17 protein-coding genes are annotated in these 22,020 nt (G+C 40.3%); 5 read left to right on the plus strand and 12 right to left on the minus strand.

Features of this window, described 5'->3' with window-relative positions; genetic code table 11:
* Window positions 1–54 precede the first annotated feature (54 nt).
* Entirely contained in the window at window positions 55–2,364 is a 2,310-nt protein-coding gene (locus F3D68_RS01560) for an MMPL family transporter (protein WP_191092658.1), read from the plus strand.
* On the opposite strand, the gene F3D68_RS11510 is transcribed toward F3D68_RS01560, so the two are convergent.
* Together F3D68_RS11510 and F3D68_RS01570 are read right to left on the minus strand one after the other, a co-directional pair.
* A complete protein-coding gene (locus F3D68_RS11510) occupies window positions 2,347–2,427 on the minus strand; it encodes a hypothetical protein (RefSeq protein WP_411954654.1) in 81 nt (26 codons plus the stop codon). The two genes, F3D68_RS01560 and F3D68_RS11510, sit on opposite strands and share 18 nt — an antisense overlap.
* Window positions 2,428–2,478: 51 nt before the next feature.
* Window positions 2,479–3,267, minus strand: a complete 789-nt coding sequence (locus tag F3D68_RS01570) for a sulfite exporter TauE/SafE family protein (RefSeq protein ID WP_224728202.1) — start codon at window positions 3,265–3,267, stop codon at window positions 2,479–2,481.
* A 103-nt stretch (window positions 3,268–3,370) separates the two neighbouring features.
* On the opposite strand from F3D68_RS01570, the gene F3D68_RS01575 reads away from it, so the two are divergent.
* Window positions 3,371–4,234: a LysR family transcriptional regulator gene (locus tag F3D68_RS01575; RefSeq protein WP_191092659.1), complete on the plus strand. Its 864-nt coding sequence runs from the start codon at window positions 3,371–3,373 to the stop codon at window positions 4,232–4,234.
* A gap of 14 nt (window positions 4,235–4,248) precedes the next feature.
* On the opposite strand, the gene coaD is transcribed toward F3D68_RS01575, so the two are convergent.
* From coaD to F3D68_RS01610, 7 genes are all read right to left on the minus strand, one after another.
* A complete protein-coding gene (gene coaD, locus F3D68_RS01580) occupies window positions 4,249–4,737 on the minus strand; it encodes a pantetheine-phosphate adenylyltransferase (protein ID WP_151192784.1) in 489 nt (162 codons plus the stop codon).
* A 21-nt stretch (window positions 4,738–4,758) separates the two neighbouring features.
* The gene (sufT, locus tag F3D68_RS01585) at window positions 4,759–5,310 is read right to left on the minus strand and encodes a putative Fe-S cluster assembly protein SufT (protein ID WP_151192785.1); all 552 of its coding nucleotides are present in this window, start codon (window positions 5,308–5,310) and stop codon (window positions 4,759–4,761) included.
* Between the two features lie 2 nt (window positions 5,311–5,312).
* Window positions 5,313–5,684, minus strand: coding sequence for a HesB/IscA family protein (locus F3D68_RS01590; protein WP_151192786.1), 372 nt, complete (start codon window positions 5,682–5,684; stop codon window positions 5,313–5,315).
* 78 nt (window positions 5,685–5,762) lie between these two features.
* Window positions 5,763–8,180, minus strand: coding sequence for a DNA topoisomerase (ATP-hydrolyzing) subunit B (gene gyrB, locus F3D68_RS01595; RefSeq protein ID WP_151192787.1), 2,418 nt, complete (start codon window positions 8,178–8,180; stop codon window positions 5,763–5,765).
* 210 nt (window positions 8,181–8,390) lie between these two features.
* Window positions 8,391–9,581, minus strand: coding sequence for an acetyl-CoA C-acyltransferase (locus tag F3D68_RS01600; RefSeq protein WP_151192788.1), 1,191 nt, complete (start codon window positions 9,579–9,581; stop codon window positions 8,391–8,393).
* A gap of 17 nt (window positions 9,582–9,598) precedes the next feature.
* Window positions 9,599–12,298, minus strand: a complete 2,700-nt coding sequence (locus F3D68_RS01605) for an acyl-CoA-binding protein (RefSeq protein ID WP_151192789.1) — start codon at window positions 12,296–12,298, stop codon at window positions 9,599–9,601.
* A gap of 162 nt (window positions 12,299–12,460) precedes the next feature.
* The gene (locus tag F3D68_RS01610; protein WP_151192790.1) at window positions 12,461–14,767 is read right to left on the minus strand and encodes an acyl-CoA dehydrogenase; all 2,307 of its coding nucleotides are present in this window, start codon (window positions 14,765–14,767) and stop codon (window positions 12,461–12,463) included.
* Window positions 14,768–15,129: 362 nt separating this feature from the next.
* On the opposite strand from F3D68_RS01610, the gene F3D68_RS01615 reads away from it, so the two are divergent.
* Window positions 15,130–16,824, plus strand: a complete 1,695-nt coding sequence (locus F3D68_RS01615; RefSeq protein ID WP_151192791.1) for a long-chain-fatty-acid--CoA ligase — start codon at window positions 15,130–15,132, stop codon at window positions 16,822–16,824.
* A gap of 29 nt (window positions 16,825–16,853) precedes the next feature.
* On the opposite strand, the gene coq7 is transcribed toward F3D68_RS01615, so the two are convergent.
* From coq7 to F3D68_RS01630, 3 genes are all read right to left on the minus strand, one after another.
* Complete coding sequence (gene coq7, locus F3D68_RS01620) at window positions 16,854–17,492, minus strand: 2-polyprenyl-3-methyl-6-methoxy-1,4-benzoquinone monooxygenase (RefSeq protein WP_151192887.1); 639 nt, start codon at window positions 17,490–17,492, stop codon at window positions 16,854–16,856.
* 100 nt (window positions 17,493–17,592) lie between these two features.
* Window positions 17,593–18,471, minus strand: a complete 879-nt coding sequence (locus F3D68_RS01625) for a LysR family transcriptional regulator (RefSeq protein WP_151192792.1) — start codon at window positions 18,469–18,471, stop codon at window positions 17,593–17,595.
* Between the two features lie 194 nt (window positions 18,472–18,665).
* Window positions 18,666–19,856 (minus strand): thioester reductase domain-containing protein, encoded by a 1,191-nt coding sequence (locus F3D68_RS01630; RefSeq protein ID WP_151192793.1) that lies wholly within the window; start codon window positions 19,854–19,856, stop codon window positions 18,666–18,668.
* A gap of 361 nt (window positions 19,857–20,217) precedes the next feature.
* Between F3D68_RS01630 and F3D68_RS01635 the strand changes: the two genes are divergently transcribed.
* The gene (locus tag F3D68_RS01635; RefSeq protein ID WP_151192794.1) at window positions 20,218–20,859 is read left to right on the plus strand and encodes an alpha/beta hydrolase; all 642 of its coding nucleotides are present in this window, start codon (window positions 20,218–20,220) and stop codon (window positions 20,857–20,859) included.
* Window positions 20,853–21,773 carry an oxygen-dependent coproporphyrinogen oxidase gene (gene hemF / locus F3D68_RS01640; RefSeq protein WP_151192795.1) on the plus strand — a complete coding sequence of 307 codons (921 nt, stop codon included), beginning with the start codon at window positions 20,853–20,855 and terminating at the stop codon, window positions 21,771–21,773. Before F3D68_RS01635 ends, hemF begins: the two co-directional genes overlap by 7 nt.
* Window positions 21,774–22,020 lie beyond the last annotated feature (247 nt).

The following is a 22,020-nucleotide window of genomic DNA, read 5'->3' on the forward strand; positions in this document are numbered from 1 at the left end:
CGTTTATATCTTTGGTTAATACTTTCAACCTTAAGCCTTCTAAGCTTTGTATTTTTGCTTTTTCAAGGGTTGCCTATTAACACCAATATGCTTGCGCTATTACCAGGTGCCAAAAATGCTAATAGTGTGGAAAAGATTGCGGATGATTTTGCCAATACGATGGGCAAACAAATCGTTATTTTGGTTGGCAATCCTAATCAAGATAAGGCACTACAAGCTTCGGATGTCTTTAGTCATAGACTTCAACAATCTAATTATTTTTCCAGTGTGACTAATGGTGTGAGCACCAATGAACAAGAAGCTTGGGCAAGCTTTTATTTCCCTTATCGTTTATCCTTATTATCGGATAAAGATCACAAGCTTATAATGCAACATGACTTTGACACCATTAGCCAACAGGCTTTGTTTAACCTATATAATCCTATTGGCATTAGTAATTCTAAGCTTCTGCAAAACGATCCTTTCTCTCTTTTTCAGCACTTTATCTTAGCTCTGCCTAAACCATCTAATAAGCTTGATTTATATAAAAACCACCTGATGACCGAAGACAATGGCATCTGGTACAGCATGATTAATGCTACATTAAAAGATGATAGTTTTTCTTTAAATAATCAAAATAATATCACGCATCTTTTTAGTGATATTAAACAAGCGATTACCAGTAATTATCCACAGAGCAACTTTTTAATGACGGGCATGCTGTTTTATGCCAAAGCAGGCACAGATAGCGCGCGCCATGATGTCTCAATCATCGGTGTTGGCTCGTTGATTGGTATTATTCTCTTAATGCTTATTAGTTTTCGTTCATTATCACCACTGCTATTGACATTATTCTCGAGTGCTATCGGCTTTGTTTTTGCCTTTATTGTGACTTATCTCATATTTGGTAAGGTCTTTTTATTCACACTTGTTTTTGGCGCCAGTTTAATTGGTATATCAGTTGATTATGCATTTTTCTACTATGCTGATCGACTCTATGGTGGCAAGCTATGGCAATCAAGAGCGGGATTAAAGCGCATCTTCTCTGGTATTACTTTAGGTCTTTTAAACGTTATCATTGCTTATCTGATTATTGCCATCGCCCCTTTTCCTGGACTCAGACAGCTTGCCACCTTTGCCATTAGCGGTTTATTTATGTCATACCTGACTGTGGTGTGTTTGTTTCCTTATCTCCTTAAACCACATAAGCGTGCCTTTAATTCCTTTATTTGTCACATCGCCACGCTTTATCTGAAGCTCTGGCAAAAATTAAGTATCAAAAAAATCATGATCATCTACATGATTCTTGCCATTATTGCCGCCATTGGCATCTCCAAGCTTCATAGCAATGATGACATTCGCATTTTAGAGGCAACCCCCAAAGCACTAAAGGCCAATGAACAGCAGTTAAAATTGATTATTGGCAGCGATGTTAGCACTGATTTTGTTGTTGTGACAGGTAGCACTCCTGAAGATGTGATCAGTCATGAGCACATATTGATTAACCAAATTAAAGCGCAAAACCCAAATATCTTACAACCAGTCATCTCGATTAGCCAGTATCTACCAAGCATTGAAGATCAACAACAAAACTACACCCTTGTGCGCAAGAACCTGTTACAAAATCGATTAAGTGACTTTTTAAACCAAATTGGTGTTGATGATAAAGAAATCGATAGCATTGAAAAGAACTTGCGGAATATCCCTTTTAAACCACTGGCTGTTAACGATTGGTTAAACTCACCCGTTTCACAAAACTTACAATTTTTATGGATGGGCAAAGCTAATGCTTCAACACATTCTAATACAGAGTTTACTTCTTTTGCTTCCATTGTTTTGTTATCACAAAAACTAAACATGAATGATATCAAGATAATTTGCGCCGAGCTTCCTTATGCTACCTTTATCAACAAGGCAGATGAGATCTCTCATGTTTTTAAAACCTATCGTCAATATATTAGTTATCTCCTTAGCATCGTATTCGTGGCGTTATTTTTACTATTATTGTTACGCTATAGAAGCCTTCAAAAAGCGATTTGCTATTTTGTACCACCAACGATGGCAACCTTGCTAAGCCTTGCCGTGTTTGGCATATTTAACGTCCCTGTCACCCTCTTTAGCATTCTGGCATTAATTCTAGTGCTGGGCATTGCCGTTGATTATGTGTTGTTTTTTGCTGAAACCAAATCAAGCTTGCATAGCACGATGCTCGCAGTCACGCTCTCAGCAATTACCACCATTCTCTCCTTTGGACTATTGGCTTTCAGCCAAACACCCGTTATCCACTACTTTGGCTTAGCTGTATTTGTCGGCATTGCCAGTGCGTTTTTATTGTCACCCTTGGCATCTAAAGTAAACAAAATCAATTTAGACACTCAAATGTAGGCGAATACCCACATTAATCTTCTCAATGGTTGCACTTTTTAGTGCGCCGATTTTATGACTCATTATTCGCTGAACTGAAACCGTTCTAATCTGATGACATTGCGCTTTAGAGTCTTAAATCATATCAATAATTACATAGATTAAAATCAACCGAAATAACCACAGCGATACGACTTCAGGGCATTTTTTAACAATGCGAATACCAATCGGTGTGCCGATAACTGAACCAACTAACAATCCACAAAAGGCAGGTAAATATAAATACCCCAAGCTATACGCAGGAATCCCCGCAGCATGATAACTGGACACTAGCATGGTGATGGTCGCGACGAGACCCGTTGGGAAAGCGGTTGCTGCCGCCATTGCTGCACAATTTTTCATTGGATAATGGTAGTGTTTCATATATGGATTAACAATACTTGAACCACCAATACCAACAATACTTGATAATAATCCCGTGGTACTGCCAAGAAAAATGCATGAACCTTTAGATGGCATCACAACATCTTCACTCGCGTGTGTTTTCTTCAAACGAAATGTCTTAATAAGACTTACTAATAGCACGACGGCAAACAAAATCTCAATCGCTCTTGCAGGCATAAACTCACTAATAATAGTACCTAAAATCGCACCAACAAAGATCATTGGCAGCGCATTTTTTAGAATTGTCAGCACTAAATGCCCATGTTTATAATGTTTGTAAGCATTATAAAATGCATTGATCATAATAAATGCCAATGATGTTGAAACCGCTAAATGAATAGCTATCACATTTGACATCCCTTGATATTTACAGACCACTAACATCAATGGAATAATGATAGCGCCACCACCTGCGCCTACCCATGCAGACAAAATACCCGTGACAATGCCCGCCACCAAATAAATCATTAATACAATCATCAAATCACCCTTTCGCAAAAATTTATTATGTTATTATTCTAACAAGCGCTACACTATAGATAAAATGAATTAAATAAATGGAAATCATTCAAAGATGGAATCAATGAAGAATATCCGCGCCTTTCTAGCCGTCGCTGAAACCCAATCATTTACTGCCGCGGCTGATAAATTATTTTTAACACAACCGACGATTACCAAACGTATCTCACAACTGGAATCACAGTTAAATAATCAACTATTTCATCGCACAGGATCTCTGGTTCAGCTCACTAGCGCAGGCAAAGCTCTTATCCCTGACGCTAATCATTTAATCCAAGCGTGGAGTAGTCTTGAGCACAAAATGCAACTTTTCCAAGACGATGTTATCGGTGATTTAAGCATTAGTTGCAATTATCATATGGGGCTCCATTTTTTGCCAAAAATACTTGAAGAATTTACATCTAAATACCCCAAAGTAAATATCAAACTCGACTCAACCTACTCATTACCGATCATTGAAAAGGTGAGCGCACTTGAAGCAGAGATTGGTTTAATTACCATAAAAGAGAACATGCCTGAAAATATTGACTGCCATATCCTGCAAAAAAATCGTGTTATCGCTGTTATTGCTAAAAATCACCCATTTTGGCAGCAAAATGGTGATATTATGCAGCGCTTAAATGAAATTCCTGTGCTATCTCCAGCACCTGAGAATAAGCATCATACGGTTTTGCATACACTACTGAATAAACATAACATCCGCTCACCAGAGCTTAGTAACATCAATATGCTTGAAATCATTAAAAGACTTGTGGAATCAGGCTTTGGCTGGTCGATTATTACTGAGGATATGATGTCAGATAAACTCAAAGAATTACCACTTATCGATACACCGATCTATATTAATAGTGCCTGTATCTATCATAAAAAGGTCGAGCTATCGCGTGCAGCCAAGGCTTTTTTTGAAATATGTCAAAAGGTTTCTTAAATCAAGCTCTCAACTTAGTTATGGCGACTTCTTTTTTCCAACAATGCATCTAACACCACCGGATGTACATAGTCCGCCACGCGATGAGGATCAATTTTGGAGACTTGACGAATCATTGTTGATGATAAACACGTATATTTTTCATCTGGCGTTAAAAAGATTGTTTCAAACTTTTTATTTAAATGCCGATTGATATTTGCCATTTGAAACTCATAGTCAAAATCAGAAACCGCGCGTAATCCGCGAATGACGGCATTTGCGCCCACTTCATCAATAAAATCAGCAATCAATCCTTGTAAGCGCACAACACGCACATTGGGCATGTCAGACAAAACTTCAGAGGTGATTTTAAAGCGCTCTTCTTCAGTGAAGAGTGTTGACTTGCCATTACCCGTTGAAATAGCAACAATCACTTCATCAAATAAAGATTTCGCGCGTTTGATTAAATCAATATGCCCTAAACTAATAGGATCAAATGTCCCGGGATAAACTACCTTTATCATGGTTCAAATCCTTTACTCAACCTAAAAAAGTCCAAGCTCAAGCTTTGCTTCTTCTGTCATCATTTCAGAGTTCCATGGCGGATCAAACACCAATACCACATCGGCCTTTTCGACATTGGCAAATTGTTTAAGCTTATCTTCAACATCCTGCACCAACACAGGACCCATGCCGCATCCAGGAGCGGTTAATGTCATTTGCACACCAATATGATAATTGCCACTATCCAAACGCGTGGTTGAAATATCATAGATCAGACCTAAATCAACGATGTTTACTGGAATTTCAGGATCATAAACCGTGCGTAGCTGATCCCATAGAAGATCAAGATTAACCTCATCTTTAGCTTGAATATTGGCTTTATCACTCGGCAAAAGCACTACCTCACGATTAATCGCATCGGCATCTTTGCCATCAAGATAAACAAGATTGCCCATCACATTCAGTGTGAAGCTTGCACCCATTGCTTGCGTTACCAGCACTTCTTGCCCAGGTAAAAGCGTCATTTTTTCACCATAGGGAACTGTGGTTACTTCAACTTCACGGCGTAAAATAGCAACATCAGACATTTTCATTATTATTTTAATCCTTCTTGTTGCACGGTGAAACTCTCACCACAACCACAACGCGCTGACTCATTGGGATTATTATAAACAAGTTGTGATAAACCTAATTCTCTTTTGACATGATCTATTTCAAGACCATTAACATATTGTAATGCCTTAGGATCCACAAAAAACAAAACGCCTTCCTCATCGATCTTAATAAAACCTTCAGGAATTTCCTTAATCGGTTCAACAACATAAGCCAAGCCTGAACAGCCTGTCGTTGTAATGCCAATCTTAATGGCAATCGATTGGGTTTTTATCAAATGGTTCCTAAAATGCGCTAAAGCCGCTTGAGTGAACGTCACTGGCTGCTCTCTTTTTGGGTCAAATTTTTCTATCATCGTAATCTATCTTTAACTTTACTTGTAAATAGCACCGCCATGGTATCATTTACTTATGCTTTTTTCTAAAGGTTTTAATTAGACATCAATATTCACGACATTAAGCGCATTGCTTTCAATAAAGTCGCGTCTAGGTTCAACATCGTCACCCATAAGCGTTGAAAATAACTCATCAGCAGCAACAGCATCCGCAACGGTGACTTGCAGCATACGGCGTTCAGCAGGATCCATTGTTGTCTCCCATAATTGCTCTGGATTCATCTCACCAAGACCCTTATAGCGCTGTACATTCTGCCCACGCTTAGCTTCTGCGATTAACCATTCCATTGCTTGCTCAAACGTATCAACAAACTCTTTTTTGCTTCCTCGCTCGACGTATGCGGCTTTGGTTAAAAGACCATTCAATGCGACGCCCAACTCAACAATGCTTTGATAGTCTTTGCTTTCAAAAAAGCTCAAGTTGAAGCTGTATTCAGTATTTACACCATGCAATAAACGTGAGAGTCTAAGCTTAGTGACTTTTTCATCTTCATGCTGTTCGCTATGAATAGCTGTCGTGTAAAACTCATAACCACCAGAGAGCTTGTTGGCATGCTCGGCAAAGCCTTGCCACCAAGTGCTTAGCGCTGATTCATCTCCTGTTGCAGGATATGGCGCATAGCTAACAAGTGCTTTAAGTGCATTGACTGGATAGCGCCGTGATAAAGTAGTTATTTTTGCACTGGTTTTTTGATATTGCTGATACAAATTTTCCAAGCCAACACCTGAGATAGGTGGGATGTTGTCTCCTGGGAATAACGACGCGCCCTCAATACCAATACTTCCTAAGTATTGCGCTAAAGCGGCATCATCTTTGAGATATGTTTCCTGCTTGCCACGTTTGACCTTATACAATGGCGGTTGTGCAATATAGATATAACCGCGCTCAATAAGCTCAGGCATTTGACGATAAAAGAAAGTCAAAAGTAACGTACGAATGTGTGAACCATCGACATCAGCATCCGTCATAATAACAATGCGGTGATACCTTGTTTTATTAGGATCATACTCATCGCGTCCAATACCACAACCCAAGGCTTTGATTAACGTGCCGACTTCTTGCGAGCTTAGCATCTTATCAAAGCGCGCTTTTTCAACGTTTAAGATCTTACCTTTTAGTGGCAAAATAGCCTGTGTTCTACGATCACGTGCCTGCTTGGCTGAACCACCCGCAGAGTCTCCCTCCACAATGTAAAGCTCAGATAATGCCGGATCTTTTTCCTGACAATCAGCAAGCTTGCCGGGTAAGCCGGCAATATCCAAAGCCCCTTTTCTACGTGTCATTTCACGTGCTTTTCTTGCGGCTTCTCTAGCGCGCGCTGAATCAATAATCTTATTAGCAATCAGTTTTGCTTCATTTGGATTCTCAAGTAAAAACTCTTGTAACTTCTCATTCACCAACGCCTCAACAGCGGTTTTTACTTCAGAGGAAACGAGCTTATCCTTAGTTTGTGATGAGAATTTAGGATCTGGGACTTTGACCGATAGTACGGCAGTTAAGCCTTCGCGCGCATCATCACCTGATGTGCTGATTTTAAGCTTTTTATTTAAGCCTTCTGACTCAATATAACCATTAACCGTACGTGTTAATGCTGCTCTGAATCCCGATAAATGTGTACCACCATCTCTTTGTGGAATATTATTCGTAAAACAATAGACGTTTTCTTGATAGGACTCATTCCATTGCATTGCCAACTCAACGACAACGCCACTGCGTTCACCTTGAATACTAATAATATTTTGATTCAACGGTGTTTTACTTTTATTTAAATGCTCAACGAACGCACTAATACCACCTTCATATTGGAAAGTAACTTGCTGGTCATTGATCTTATCAATCAGTTGAACCTTAACACCTGAGTTTAAAAAGGATAACTCGCGAATACGCTTTGCTAAAATTTCATAACTAAACTCAACAATCGAGAAAGTTTGAGGTGACGGCTTAAAGCGAATCATCGTACCTTGCTTGGTGGTATCACCTATTTCTTTTAACGGTGCTAATGGCTCACCATGAGCATAGAATTGCTGATACTCTTTGCCATTTTTCCAAACACGCAACTCAAGGCTCTCTGAAAGTGCGTTAACAACAGATACACCAACACCATGTAAACCACCTGATACCTTATAAGAATTATCATCAAATTTACCACCTGCATGCAATACCGTCATAATGACTTCCGCTGCCGAGCGCCCTTCCTCAGGATGGATATCAACAGGAATCCCACGACCATTATCACTAACTGATACCGAACCATCGGTATGCATGGTCACAATAATATCATCGCAATATCCCGCTAACGCCTCATCGATCGAGTTATCAACAACCTCAAATACCATATGATGAAGGCCTGAGCCATCATCCGTATCCCCAATATACATACCTGGGCGTTTACGTACCGCCTCAAGCCCTTTTAATACCTTAATATTTGACGAATCATAAGTTTTAACGTCGGACATTCAGTCACTCCATTTTCATTCAAAACAAATCGCCACAGAGTATACCAAAATTTAACGCCAAGCACCTTAATTTATTGCCCATCAACACGAGATCATGCCGCAATAGCGCAAACGATGAAAAGAGAATACGGAAGAATAAAAAGAAAGATTGACCATCCCCCTTTCAAAGAAAACAGTCAAGCTGAATAATAATATTTCAGATTAATAGGATTAACACGCCTCAATAATGCCAGCAGCACCCATCCCTGTGCCAATACACATGGTGATCATGCCGTATTTCTTGCCGGTTCTTCTTAAGCCATGCAGGGCTTTAACTGTCAGCACCGTACCTGTGGCACCTAACGGATGTCCTAAAGCAATAGCACCACCACAAGGGTTGACCTTGGCTTCATCAAGTTTTAATTCATTGATTACAGCCAAGGATTGCGCGGCAAACGCCTCGTTTAACTCAAACCAATCGATATCTTCTAGTTTTAAATTGGTTTGCTCAAGCACTTTTGGAATCGCCTTAATCGGCCCAATCCCCATAATGCGCGCTGGTACACCAGCTACTGCAAATCCTAGAAATTTCCCAAGCGGTGTCAGATTATGTTTTTTCAAATAAGACTCACTGACTAATACCACAGCCCCAGCTCCATCAGAAACCTGTGAGCTATTGCCCGCAGTAACTGAACCACCCGTCGCAAACACCGGTTTAAGTTTAGCTAGCGCCTCAATCGAGGTATCTTTGCGCGCACCTTCATCAATCTTAATCGTTTTTTCATTGTCAATAATCTCAGCTTTTGCCTCATCAGGCTTACGATGATGCACCTTGACGGGAATAATTTCATCATTGAAATAGCCATTTTCAATCGCATGCGTTGCTTTTTGATGACTCTTTAATGAAAATTCATCCTGCATTTGACGTGTGATATTCCAATCTTTGGCAACGTTCTCCGCAGTAATTCCCATACCATAAGCAATCGCGACATTTTCATCTTTGGTAAAAATCTCACTACTAAATGAGATGTTATGCCCACCAAATGGGATCATACTCATCGACTCAATACCACCGGCAACTGCCACCTCCATATTGCCTTTAGCAATTTCATTGGCAGCAATAGCAATTGACTGCAGCCCTGAGCTGCAATAACGATTAATGGTAAAAGCAGGCACCGAATCAGGTAATCCTGCCAAAAGTGTTGAGATACGCGCAACATTCATACCCTGCTCACCTTCAGGCATGGCGCAGCCTATGACGATATCACCAATATCCTCAGGGTTTACACCTGATTCTTTCACCGTTTCTTTTAAAATATCCGCTAACAAATCATCCGGACGCTTCTTGGCAAAACCACCACGCCTACCCTTAGTAACAGCTGATCTTTTCGCTGCAACAATATATACCGCTTGTTCAGTCATTTTCTAAAAACTCCTTATTAATTTCTCAATGGTTTACCTGTTTCTAACATATGCTGCATTCTTGCTGCACTTTTCTCAGAAAGCGCCAACTCAACAAAGTTCTCAAGTTCGCGCTTAAGTAACCAGTCTTCTGAAACATAGGTATCTTTCTCAATCTCACCACCACACATAGCATCCGCTAAATTTGTCGCAATCTTGTAGTCATGTGCTGAGATTTGATTGCCATCACGCATATTAACCAAAAGCCCTTTAACGGTCGCAATGCCTGCCTCACCAAAGACTTTAATCTTTTGTTTTAATGGTGGTTGATAACTAGAGTATGCTAAGAATCGTGCTTTTTCGATTGCAACACTTAGGATTTCTTTGCTATTCATCACCACGGTATCACTCTCACGTAAGAAGCCCATCTCAATGGCTTCATAGGCACTTGTTGCCACTTGTGCCATTGCCAGATTCTTATAGCGCTTCTCAAAATCTTTCCATGGGTCTTGCGCAACTGAGGCGCGTTTTGCCATCTCTTTTGAACCACCCCAACCAGGGATAATCCCAACACCCGCTTCAACAAGACCGATATAGCTCTCGTGTGCTGCAACCACGGCATCACAATGCATCAATGTTTCACAACCACCACCAAAAGCAAAGCCCTTAACCGCTGCAACCACAGGGATTTTGCTATAACGAAGCTCTTGGGTGATTACTTGATGCCCTTTCTGAATGACCTCATAAACAGCTTCTTTGCCATGCATCATGAATTTAAAACCAAACTCTTCAAGATTCGCACCTGCCGAGAAGATATCCTGCTCCTGCCAGATAACCATCCCTTTAAGTTTGCTTTCAGCAACCTTAATCGCCTCAGAGATACCTGCTAACACAGCATCGCCAATCGAACACATCTTGCTCTTAAAGCTTAAAATACCGATCTCTTCATCAACACTCCATAAGCGCACACCTTCATTTTCATACAAGGTTACACTTGGCATTGTGCTATGCTCACCTAATACGTAATCTTTGTGTAGTTGGCGTTTGTATACAGGTAATTCTTGACGAGTAACGAGGGCATTATCAGTGAAACTAAAGGATTTATTATCACCATAAACACCTTCTTTAAGCGCATAAACCCATTGCGGAAGCGCCTTACTTGAAAGCGTTTTTCCGGATTTAATATCTTCATCAATCCAGCGTGTTACTTGCTGCCAACCAGCTTGTTGCCATGTTTCAAAAATCCCTTCTTTCCAGCCAAAGCCCCAACGAATCGCCAAATCCATATCTTTTGGATAATTAGAAATATCACCGACTAAACATGCGGCATAGTGGAAGCTATCTCTAAAGCACGACCATAAAAATTGTGCTTGCGGATGGTCCATGGTTTTTAATTTTTCCAACTTCACTGACCAGTCTTTTTCGCCTAGAATTTCAGTGACTGCTTTATCAGGTTTCTGATCAGATAATCGATACGTTTGGCTTTGCAGATCAAGTACTTTAAGACCATCTTTCTCTTTAACATAAAGACCTTTTTTTGTCTTTTGTCCAAAAGCACCCTTTTCGATTAATGCATGGATCCAGTTGGGTAATTGATAAACTTTCTCCCAACCATCTGTGAGCGAGTTTTTCATCGTATCAACAACATGGGCGAAAGTATCCAAGCCAACCACATCTGCCGTGCGATAGGTTGCACTCTTAGCACGTCCAAGCTTCTTACCTGTTAAGCCATCGACAACCTCAAGTGGAATATTAAATTTCTCAGTGTAATAGCACGTTGCCAACATCGAGAAAACACCCAAGCGATTGGCAATAAAGTTTGGTGTATCTTTGGCACGAATAATGCTTTTACCCAGTTTCTGCACCAAGAAAGTTTCTAGCTGATCTAACACGTCTGGCTTAGTTCCATCATGTGCAATAAGTTCAACCAAAGGCATATAACGCGGCGGATTAAAGAAATGTACGCCACAAAAATGTGCATGTAAATGCGTTGGTAAACTTTCAGTCAATGACTCAATGCTTAAACCTGAGGTATTGGATGCAATAATCGCGTGTTTTGCCACGTGTGGTGCGATGTTATGATACAGATCTTTTTTCCAGTCCATACGCTCAGCAATCGCCTCAATAATCAAATCACAATCTTTTAACAGCTCAAGATTATCTTCATAATTCGCTGCAGTAATATAATTGACCGCTTGCGCTGAACCAAAAGGTTTTGGATTGAGCTTAGCAAGTTTTTGTAACGCACCATCAATCAGCGCATTTGGCGCACCTTCTTTGGCTTTCAAATCAAAAAGTACTGCAGGGATGCGTGCATTAGCAAAGTGGGCGGCAATTTGCGCACCCATCACACCAGCGCCAAGAATTGCAACTTTTTCAATGCCTACATGCGGGCGCTGTACTGGCTCAGACTTAAATGCTGCTTGAACATCAGCTTTAGGCTTAGACGCTTCAGATTCAGTAAACTCATGCCCAAAAACTGCCAAATAACCACGCATTGCCTGATCTTTTGATTGCCCTTTGATAGAGTCCCATGCCATCCATTTAGCACGCTCGACCATTTTTAAAACCGATGGACATTTACCTTCAACATCACCAACCGTTGCTTGCTTATAAAAGGCATATAGCTTTAGTTTTTGGTTATTATCGGGTTTGAAATCAATCGTTGCATCGCGTACTGCTTGCACCATTTCGTTAAACTTCTGCTCTAACTCGCTTAGTTGCTCCAGTTCACTCATCTAAAAGGTCTCCTTATTTTGACTTTCTTATCTTTTATATGTCTTTCAAGTAGCTTTGCAAATATTATCAGGTGTCCTTTGGATTCTCGGATCAAGTCCGAGAATGACAATGAGTCGTCATATTCGGGCTTGACCCGAATATCCATTATTACCCATAAACTATTATATGCTCTCAGCTGTTGTCTTTAATTTTTCAGATTTATCGGACATTTTATGCATTGCTTCATAGGCTTCACGCCACTCTGGATGCGCATTTTTAGGTCCCAAGGCATAAGGTGAAAACTCATCCGTTTGAATCACGTCATTAACACGCTTCATCACATCTTTAAGTAACGTCACCTCATCATCACTAATGACATTATGCTGACGCGCCTTATCAATCGAATTACTCCAACTGGCTTTTGGTATCGTGCCAGCTTTAATTGCCTCTTTGATTTTCTTTTGCACAGGGATTGCAGCAAGCACTGCTTGATAAGCAAGCTCAACACGCCCTACTGGATCCTTGTCATCCTCAGGCACATAACACATTGATTTCATGCGTTGACGTGTTTTCTCATCTTTCAATAACGCTTGCGCCAGTTTATGATCCAAACGATCATCTGGCTTTTTAAATGGTTTACCATAAGGAAATGCCATAAAACGCAATGTGCCTGCCAACGCCTTATTCGGAAAGTTGGCAAAAATTTCATACAATGCATTTTGCGCTTCATATAGACAATGCTGCAAGCTCCAGCTAACAAATACATCATCAGCGGCAACCTCGCCATTATCTTTATAATATTTCAATACCGCACACGCCATATATAAGTAACTCATCACATCACCTAAACGCGCCGATAACCGCTCTTTACGTTTAAGTGCGCCACCTAAAGTTACCAGTGCAATATCATTGACACAGGCATATACCGTACTTAAGCGGGTAATGCGCTTGTAATATTTATTGAACTTAGATGAATAACCTTTTGCTGTCGCACCACAGGTAACGCCATACCAGAATGTGCGTGCTGTATTTTTAATCATATAACTGATGTGCTTTTTCATCAATTTCGAGAATTGCTCAAAACCTTCCTTTTCATCTTTATTCATCAAGCTTTCAGACTCATCACGCACATATGGATGACAACGCATTGCACCCTGTCCAAAGATCATTAAGTTACGCGTCATGATATTAGCACCCTCAACCGTGATGCCCACTGGAGTTGCTTGATAGCCTCGTGCTAAATAATTATTTGGGCCCATAATCACAGCACGTCCGGCGTGAATATCCATCGCATGATTAAGGACGTTTCGACCCATTTCAGTTAAGTGATATTTGGAAATAGCTGATGCTACCGAGGGCTTAATACCCGCATCAACCGCTGCCACAGTAAACTGTCTTGTGGCATTGGCAAGATAGGCAAGACCACCCATTTGTGCAATTTTCTCTTCAACACCTTCAAAATAACCAATTGGTGATTTGAATTGCTCTCTGACCATACTATAGGCTGAGGTCATCACACTTGATAATAACGTATTGGCTGTGCCACACGCAGGTAGTGATATCGCCCGCCCAATCGATAAGCACTCAACCAACATACGCCAACCCTCGCCTGCCATTTTTTGCCCACCAATAATCCAATCTATTGGGATAAATAAATCTTTGCCTCGAATAGTGCCATTCATAAAAGCTTGTGATAACGGATAGGCACGATTACCAATTTCAAGTCCTGGGTGATCATGCGGCAATAGTGCACAGGTAATACCCTCTTTACCTATATCTTCTAATAGTTGATCAGGATCATGTAGTTGAAATGCCAAGCCAACTAAGGTAGCAATAGGTGCTAAGGTAATATAACGCTTGTTGATATTCTCTAATCGAATACCCAAGACCTCACGCCCATTATACTCACCCTTGCAAACAATACCTTTATCTGGTAGTGAGGTAGCATCTGAACCCGCCGTGGGTCCAGTTAATGCAAAACAAGGAATATCAATACCTGCTGCTAATTTTGGCAAGAACATATCTTTTTGCTCATCCGTGCCATAGTGATGCAATAACTCACCAGGACCTAATGAATTAGGCACCATCACAGTTACTGCAGCCGAAACACTTTTGGTTGCGATCTTCATCACAATCTCAGAATGTGCGGCAGCTGAGAATCCTTTACCGCCATATTCCTTGCGAATGACCAATCCAAAAAAACCTTTTTCACGAATAAAATCCCATACAGCAACCGGTAGATCACGATCAACATGTGTCACCTGCCAATCATCAATCATTGAGCAAAGCATAGTGGTTTCATTATCTAAGAAAGATTGTTCTTCTTCATTTAGCTGAAACTTCTGCAAACGATGCAACTCATCAAAGTCTGGCAAACCTTGGAAGACTTGCTTTTCATACCAACAGTCCCCTGCATCTAAGGCAACTTGCTCAGTTACCGAAATAGGTGGCATTGATTTTTTACTTGATTTATAGATTTTCTTGATCATGCGCGTTTCCTTAATCTTAACTTACTTAATCCAGCACTCTAAAGGTCAACCCTAACTACTCTTTGCCGCAAACACCCTCAATAATGATGCTTCTCCTAATGCAGCAAAGCCTTCCTTAAATCAGTTAGTCCTTCTTCATTTATCTAGCAATATAACAGCGATTTTGTAAAAAATTAAGCGACAGCAACCAAAATATTCCCTAAATCATGCAAATAATATTGCAAAGCAACATAATTAATGCAATTCGCAGTGAATTTATTTACAACATGCAAGATAGACGTCTAGAATGTGGTTAAGCTTATTTTTGGTATATTTACTTATTTAGCTTTTTTGACTTTTGATAAAAACGGAGAGAAGACACTATGTCAGAAAAACCATGGATTAAACACTACCCAAATGACGTCCCTAGCGAAATTCCAGTTTCAACTGAAACATTAACCTCAATGCTAAAGCAAGCGGCATTAAAATTTCCAAATAACGTGGCACTTTCCTGCCATGACCATGATATCACCTATCAACAAGTTGATCATTACAGCAATAAAGTCGCGGCATTCCTGCATTATGAGCTCGGTTTTAAGCAAGGTGATAAAATCGCAATCATGCTACCAAACCTATTACAATTTCCAATTGTTCTTATCAGCATTCTAAAAATAGGCGCAAGTTTTGTTAACATCAATCCACTATACACCGCACATGAAATCAAAGAAATCATGGAGGACTCAGGTGCTACCGGTATTTTTGTATTAAGCACATTTGCCCACTTAGTACAAGAGGCTAAGAAAGATTTCCCGCAGGTTAGACACATGATCGCAACAGATCTTGTCGACTTATACGATTTCCCTAAAAAACAGATTATTCATTTTGTTGCAACCTATCTTAAGGGCATGAAAAGCAAACACGATCAATCTCAGTTTCATAAATTAAGCACGGCTCTCCACTACCACCGTAGTTTTGATGAAGCAAGTGTTAAAATTTCATGTGATGATATGGCATGTTTACAATACTCTAGTGGCACCACCGGCAAGCCTAAAGGCACCATATTATTACATCGTAATATTGTTGCTAACATTCAACAAGTATGGCTTTGGATTGGTAATCAAGTCGAACTGGATAAACAAATACTTATTGGCGCACTGCCGCTCTATCACATCTTTGCACTGACCGCTAATTTTTTCACCTTCTACCTTGCTGGTTCTAAACATATACTTATCCCTAATCCACGTGATATTAAGTCATTAGTTAAAACCATGCAAAAAACGCCATTTACTATTTTTAACAGTATTAATACTTTATATGCTGCCCTTTTACACAATGACACCTTCCGCCAATCAACTTTCCCACACTTCAAATATACATTAAGTGGCGGCATGTCGACGGTTAAACGCATTGCGGATGATTGGAAAGCAGTGACAGGTGTTACCATTCACGAGGCATATGGTCTATCTGAAATGTCACCTGCAGTTACCATCAACCGTTTTGATGATGATGTATTTAATGGCACCGTGGGTTACCCTCTACCAAGCACGGATGTCTCGATTCGTGACGATGGCGGCAATGATTTACCTGCCAATGAAAATGGTGAAATCTGGGTCAAAGGTCCGCAACAATCCCCAGGTTTCTGGCACTTAGACAAAGTCACCAAAGAGCATTTTACTGGTGATGGTTGGCTTAAAACGGGAGACATTGGATTCTTGGATGACATGGGACGCTTAACGATTTCAGGGCGCTCGAAAAATATGCTCATCGTCTCTGGCTTTAACGTTTTTCCCAAAGAAATTGAAAATACTATTTTGCAAATTCCCGCAGTCAAAGATGTTGCTGTTGTCGGCGCGCCATCGCACTCAAGTGGTGAGAAACCATTTGCCTTTGTGGTGCTTGAGGATAACCAATCAGTTACTGCCAAAGAGATTACCGAGTTCTGTTATACGCGTCTCGCGCATTACAAAACACCAAAAGACATTATGTTCTTGGATGAGTTACCTAAGAATCCCGTAGGTAAAGTGTTAAAGCAAGAGCTAAAAGAGAAATATATTTTAAACCCTAAAGAGCATCATTGATCGCCTAAGACATTGGCGTATCCTCTGTTCTAAATACGATACGCCAAGGTGGTCATAACTTTTGACTGAGCTTTCATAATCAACTTCGCCCACAGTGGAAATTCAACACCGCCGGCAAGGGCTGCTTCATCGGCATGTGACTGCTCATCCTTATACATTTGCATCAAAATCACACGTGACTTCTCATCCTGAACGGGTAATTCATTTAAATGTGCTTCTAAATGACGCATCACCTGTTTTTCAGTTTCAATCACAAAACCATAGCTTACTTTATCACTAATGAGCCCAGCGACAGCACCGATAGAAAAGGAGCCAACATACCATAAGGGATTAAGTAAACTCTTTTTCGCATCCAAATCATTTAAGCGCGTTTCGCACCACGACAAATGATTATATTCTTCCTCTGCCGCATGATGTAAATGCGTACGTGTTTCATGCTCTTTCGCGACAAATGCCTGCCCTCGGTAGAGCGCCTGCGCACAGATCTCACCAGTGTGATCAACACGCATGAGTCCTGCCACATGTTTTGACTCAGTCGCGTCAAGTTCTGGCTCATTCATATCATGAGCGGGCGTCACTGACATTGGATTTTTTGCAGGCAAAACAACAGACTTTACAAAGTGTTGAAGCTCACCTAAACATTGGTCTAAAAATGAATGACGACGCATTGACATAGTTACTCTTTATTTATTGAAAAATCCATGCCCTGCATGTTATACCCATCACAAAACATTTTAAAGTCTGGCGGCATATTTTAGGCCATTTTAGCTAGATCATTTCCTTAACCAGCTCAACAAAGGTTTTAATCTTTGGCTGAACATATTGCTGTTTTTGATAGTACATATTGATATTAACCTGAGGCGACATAAAATCCGGTATCCTAATCTCAACTAAAGCACCACTTTTTAACTCATCGGCGAGCATATAACGATGCGCTTGGATAATACCTAACCCTTCTATGGCAAATCGTTTCATGCAGCTAATACTATTAACACTTAAGCGCGACTGACACTGTGCATTCAATTGTGAATCACCTAATATGATCGCATCACGCCCACTGTGTGCTATAAAATCATGCGACATTAATTGCGAAATGTTTTTAGGCAATCCTTTACGCTCCAAATACTCAGATGAGGCGCACAAAACATAGTCTGTACTATTTAAACGATAAGCAACCACATCATCCGGTGGCGTCCAGTTAACCCCAAACACAATATCAATGTTTTCCTGATATAACTCCGGCATACGTTCCTCAACAATCAGCTTAACTTCCATACTTGGGTATAGCTGTAAATAACGTTTGATAATGGGTGCCAAACTTTCCTCAACGAAATAATAATTACTACTAATGCACAGCACGCCTTCTGGGTGCTCATCAAAGCTATTAATCAACTGCCCAATGCCAAACCATTCACTTTCCAAGCGCTGACATTGCATTAATAGCTTATGACCTTCTCGTGTGAGCTCAACCTTGCGTGTTGTGCGTATCAGCAAATCTGCCTTTGCCAATGACTCTAACTGTTTGATATTCTGACTAATCGCAGATTTTGTAATCCCCAAAGCGTCAGCTGCCTTAGTAAAGCTCATGTGTTTAGCAACTGCCAAAAATGACGCCAACTGTACTAATGAAAAATCGCCTTGAAACATATAATTACCTTTAGTCCATTTATCTAAAATTAAATCTATCGTTTGTCAGCACCTAACAATAGTAATGAATCAAAAATAAGTTGAGTTCACCCCTCACCCGTGTAGTTTAAGCTACACGACCTCTCCCTCAAGGGGAGAGGTACTAGCGGATTCAACTTATGCTTGATTCATCACATAGCTACTTAAAGTGGAGGTTAACGTAGTAAACTCGAGAACTCTAATGACTGCCAATAATCTAAATACCTTGCAAATAACGCATGATAATCCTCGGTAATATTAACACCCAAGCGCTTTAAAGTGCTCATCGTTTTGCTATTTTCTGTGGTGACAAAGGGGATTGTTTCCTCATTATCATAATAATCGATCAATGGAAAAAGCGGATTGCTTTTAGCAATTTCTCTCAGCTTACTGCGCCATTGATCTAAGGCGATAACTTCAACTGAATGACCCAAATCATTAATAACCTTAAAGATATCCCCATGAGTTATTTGCACGTTATTAACAATATTCCAACCATTGGCTTGTGTATACGGCAGTTGTGATAAAGCAACAATACTTTGTGCCACTTGATCCACCGGAATCATCTCATGTTGCGAGTGTAGATCAGGTGCCACCCCCATCTCAATACAGCCTAGAATAAAGCGCGTTAAATTATTCTTTTCATAATTACTTTTTGCGGTAGTTGATTGCCCTGTAATTTGTCCTAAGCGATAAATATCAACAGCAATACCACGTTCTTGCGCCTTCCACAGCAACCATTCCGCTGCCCATTTAGTGACGGTATAGCCAAAACTTATATCAGGGTGAATGGGCGCAATTGGTGGCATACCTTCACGCGCAATGGTTGAAACGCAATTAATTGCTGCATATTTTGTTGAAATAAAGTGAATACGCTTTGGTTTAGTATGGCAAGCTAACTTAATAATCTCAGCCGTGCTGCCGACATTGGTTGGCGCCATACGTTCATAGCTTTGTAAATGGTGAACATACGCACCATTATGATAAATCGCATCAAGATTCGTACTTAACGACGCCCAATCATTATCACTTAAGCCAAGCTTGGTTTCAGCGAGATTAACGATAACTATCTTAAGCCGTGGATGATCAATATGCGCATCAAATCCATATCTCTTAAGATTAGCATCAAGCTTTGCTTTAGCATCTAAGTATGAATCACCACGAATCGCACAATGAATCACTGCCTTGGTATGCCTCATCAACTCATCAATTAAGTGCACACCAAGGTAACCATTGGCACCGGTAACAAGAACTTGAGCATATTCTTTTGGCAACATTTGTGTGCTTATACTCATAGGAGGAATATAGCGCTCGATATCACTTAATGCCATTAACAGATTACTGTTTAGTCTTATTTCAGTGGACATTGAAACTCCATGTCAATCAGATATAAACCATATTGTAGAAGTAAAGACGCGCTGTTGCCAGTGGTGCATGCTTTATCACAACAAAAGAGATAAAAACCGGCTAAAACTAAATATTCACCCATAAGTGCTCACCGTACCCTGAGCGTAAGTCGAAGCGGTATGCTGAGCATCAGCCGAAGTGGGTAAGCTTGGGAAAATCACATTTCATAGAGGCTTCGACTTACGCTCAGCCAACGTTTACAAAATCAAAGTGGGCAGAAATATGGTCATAGCCTCAAAACCTTTGCTAATAGCCTTAGCACTTTGCAACCTGCTTTGTTAAAATTAATCTCAATATAACTAGCTAAGCGTCATACTCAATATGCAACAATTCTTTATTCAAGGTGAGTCAGGCGTTATTGAAACAGTCGTTGATACACCTAAAGAGAATCTACACCCTACAATAACTGTAGTTATTTGCCACCCACACCCTTTATTTCAAGGCACGATGAACAACAAAGTCATCACCACCATTGCCAAAGCATTTAATAACCTTGGCATTGAAGTTGTACGTTTTAACTACCGTGGCGTTGGACAAAGTCAAGGTGAGTATGCTGATGGCATCGGTGAACTTAAAGACACATTATCCGTTATCAATAATATCCTTGAGAGAAAACCAAATCAGCAAATCATCCTTGCTGGCTTTTCTTTTGGTGGTTCTATTGCTTATAAAGCAGCAGCGCATTATGAGAATAGCATTAACTCTTTATTAACCATCGCACCTGCGGTTGTAAACTTCCCACTAGAGCAACAACCTGAGCCTAAAATGCCGTGGTGTCTTATCCAAGGCATTGATGATGAAGTAGTAAGTTACACGGCAGTCAGTGAGTTTTTTATCCAAAAAACCACAGTGGATGCGACATTTATTCGATTAAATCACGTTGGACATTTCTTTCATGGACAACTGGTTAAATTGAGAAAACATCTTGAACAACATTATCAAAGTGAGATCAAATCATGGTAACAACAAACGACATTACACGCGTAAAAAATTATCTCTTGGCATTACAAGATGATATTTGTGCCAAATTAGAAAAAATTGACGGCAAGCGTTTTCAGGAAGACAACTGGCAATATCAAAATGGTCAAGGTGGCGGACGTACACGCGTATTAGAAAATGGCAATGTCATTGAAAAAGGTGGGGTAAATTTCTCACATATTGAGGGCAATGAGTTGCCTAAAGCCATTTTAGCCATGAAACCTGAACTGACAGGATTTTCCTTTCAAGCAATGGGTGTGTCATTAGTTATTCATCCACAAAATCCTTACGCGCCAACCTCACACATGAATGTACGTTTTTTTATTGCTGAAAAAGAAGGTCAAACACCTTTTTGGTGGTTTGGAGGTGGTTTTGACTTAACCCCTTTTTACGGCTTTGAAGAAGACTGCATCCACTGGCATACCATGGCATATAATGCTTGTAAAGATTTTGGCGATGACACCTATGCCACGCATAAAAAACAATGTGATGAGTATTTTTATTTGCCACACAGACAGGAATGCCGCGGCATTGGCGGATTATTCTTTGATTATTTGAATGATTGGGATTTTGAAAAATGCTTCTTATTCACCCAATCTGTGGGGGATCACTATATCAAAGCCTATGCACCAATTTTGGATAAACGTAAAGATACTGCCTATGGTGAACGTGAACGCGAATTTCAGCTTTATCGTCGTGGGCGCTATGTTGAATTTAATCTTGTGATTGATCGCGGCACCCATTTTGGTTTGCAATCCTCAGGACGCACTGAATCCATTTTGATGTCTTTGCCTCCTTTGGTTAAATGGGTTTATAACTATCACCCGCAAGTAGGATCTCAAGAGGAGAAACTCTATAGCGATTTTCTACCGGTTCGCGATTGGTTAGCCAATAAGTAATAAATCAAGAATAAGTTGCGTTTTACCCCTCACCCGTGCAGCTTAAGCTGCACGACCTCTCCCGCAAGAGGAGGGGTACTAGCTGGTGCAACTTATTTTGGTGAATTATCTAAATGACACATCGCAGCATAGTGAAGTACTCATAGTTAAATCTCAAAACCACCTAAAGATAAGCCTTTACACGCTATCATAAAAATTGGTTGCACATTAACCAGAGATTCACTTGCATTTTCAAAAACTTTTTGCT

This window comes from Cysteiniphilum sp. JM-1 (assembly GCF_008711525.1).
GTDB lineage: Bacteria > Pseudomonadota > Gammaproteobacteria > Francisellales > Francisellaceae > Caedibacter.

Excerpts from the sequence above, each read along its gene's own strand:
- F3D68_RS11510 (WP_411954654.1), bottom strand. The coding sequence starts at position 2,427 with ATGAGTCATAAAATCGGCGCACTAAAAAGTGCAACCATTGAGAAGATT.
- F3D68_RS01570 (WP_224728202.1), bottom strand. The coding sequence starts at position 3,267 with ATGATTGTATTAATGATTTATTTGGTGGCGGGCATTGTCACGGGTATT.
- F3D68_RS01575 (WP_191092659.1), top strand. The coding sequence starts at position 3,371 with ATGAAGAATATCCGCGCCTTTCTAGCCGTCGCTGAAACCCAATCATTT.
- coaD (WP_151192784.1), bottom strand. The coding sequence starts at position 4,737 with ATGATAAAGGTAGTTTATCCCGGGACATTTGATCCTATTAGTTTAGGG.
- sufT (WP_151192785.1), bottom strand. The coding sequence starts at position 5,310 with ATGAAAATGTCTGATGTTGCTATTTTACGCCGTGAAGTTGAAGTAACC.
- F3D68_RS01590 (WP_151192786.1), bottom strand. The coding sequence starts at position 5,684 with ATGATAGAAAAATTTGACCCAAAAAGAGAGCAGCCAGTGACGTTCACT.
- gyrB (WP_151192787.1), bottom strand. The coding sequence starts at position 8,180 with ATGTCCGACGTTAAAACTTATGATTCGTCAAATATTAAGGTATTAAAA.
- F3D68_RS01600 (WP_151192788.1), bottom strand. The coding sequence starts at position 9,581 with ATGACTGAACAAGCGGTATATATTGTTGCAGCGAAAAGATCAGCTGTT.
- F3D68_RS01605 (WP_151192789.1), bottom strand. The coding sequence starts at position 12,298 with ATGAGTGAACTGGAGCAACTAAGCGAGTTAGAGCAGAAGTTTAACGAA.
- F3D68_RS01610 (WP_151192790.1), bottom strand. The coding sequence starts at position 14,767 with ATGATCAAGAAAATCTATAAATCAAGTAAAAAATCAATGCCACCTATT.
- F3D68_RS01615 (WP_151192791.1), top strand. The coding sequence starts at position 15,130 with ATGTCAGAAAAACCATGGATTAAACACTACCCAAATGACGTCCCTAGC.
- coq7 (WP_151192887.1), bottom strand. The coding sequence starts at position 17,492 with ATGCGTCGTCATTCATTTTTAGACCAATGTTTAGGTGAGCTTCAACAC.
- F3D68_RS01625 (WP_151192792.1), bottom strand. The coding sequence starts at position 18,471 with ATGTTTCAAGGCGATTTTTCATTAGTACAGTTGGCGTCATTTTTGGCA.
- F3D68_RS01630 (WP_151192793.1), bottom strand. The coding sequence starts at position 19,856 with ATGTCCACTGAAATAAGACTAAACAGTAATCTGTTAATGGCATTAAGT.
- F3D68_RS01635 (WP_151192794.1), top strand. The coding sequence starts at position 20,218 with ATGCAACAATTCTTTATTCAAGGTGAGTCAGGCGTTATTGAAACAGTC.
- hemF (WP_151192795.1), top strand. The coding sequence starts at position 20,853 with ATGGTAACAACAAACGACATTACACGCGTAAAAAATTATCTCTTGGCA.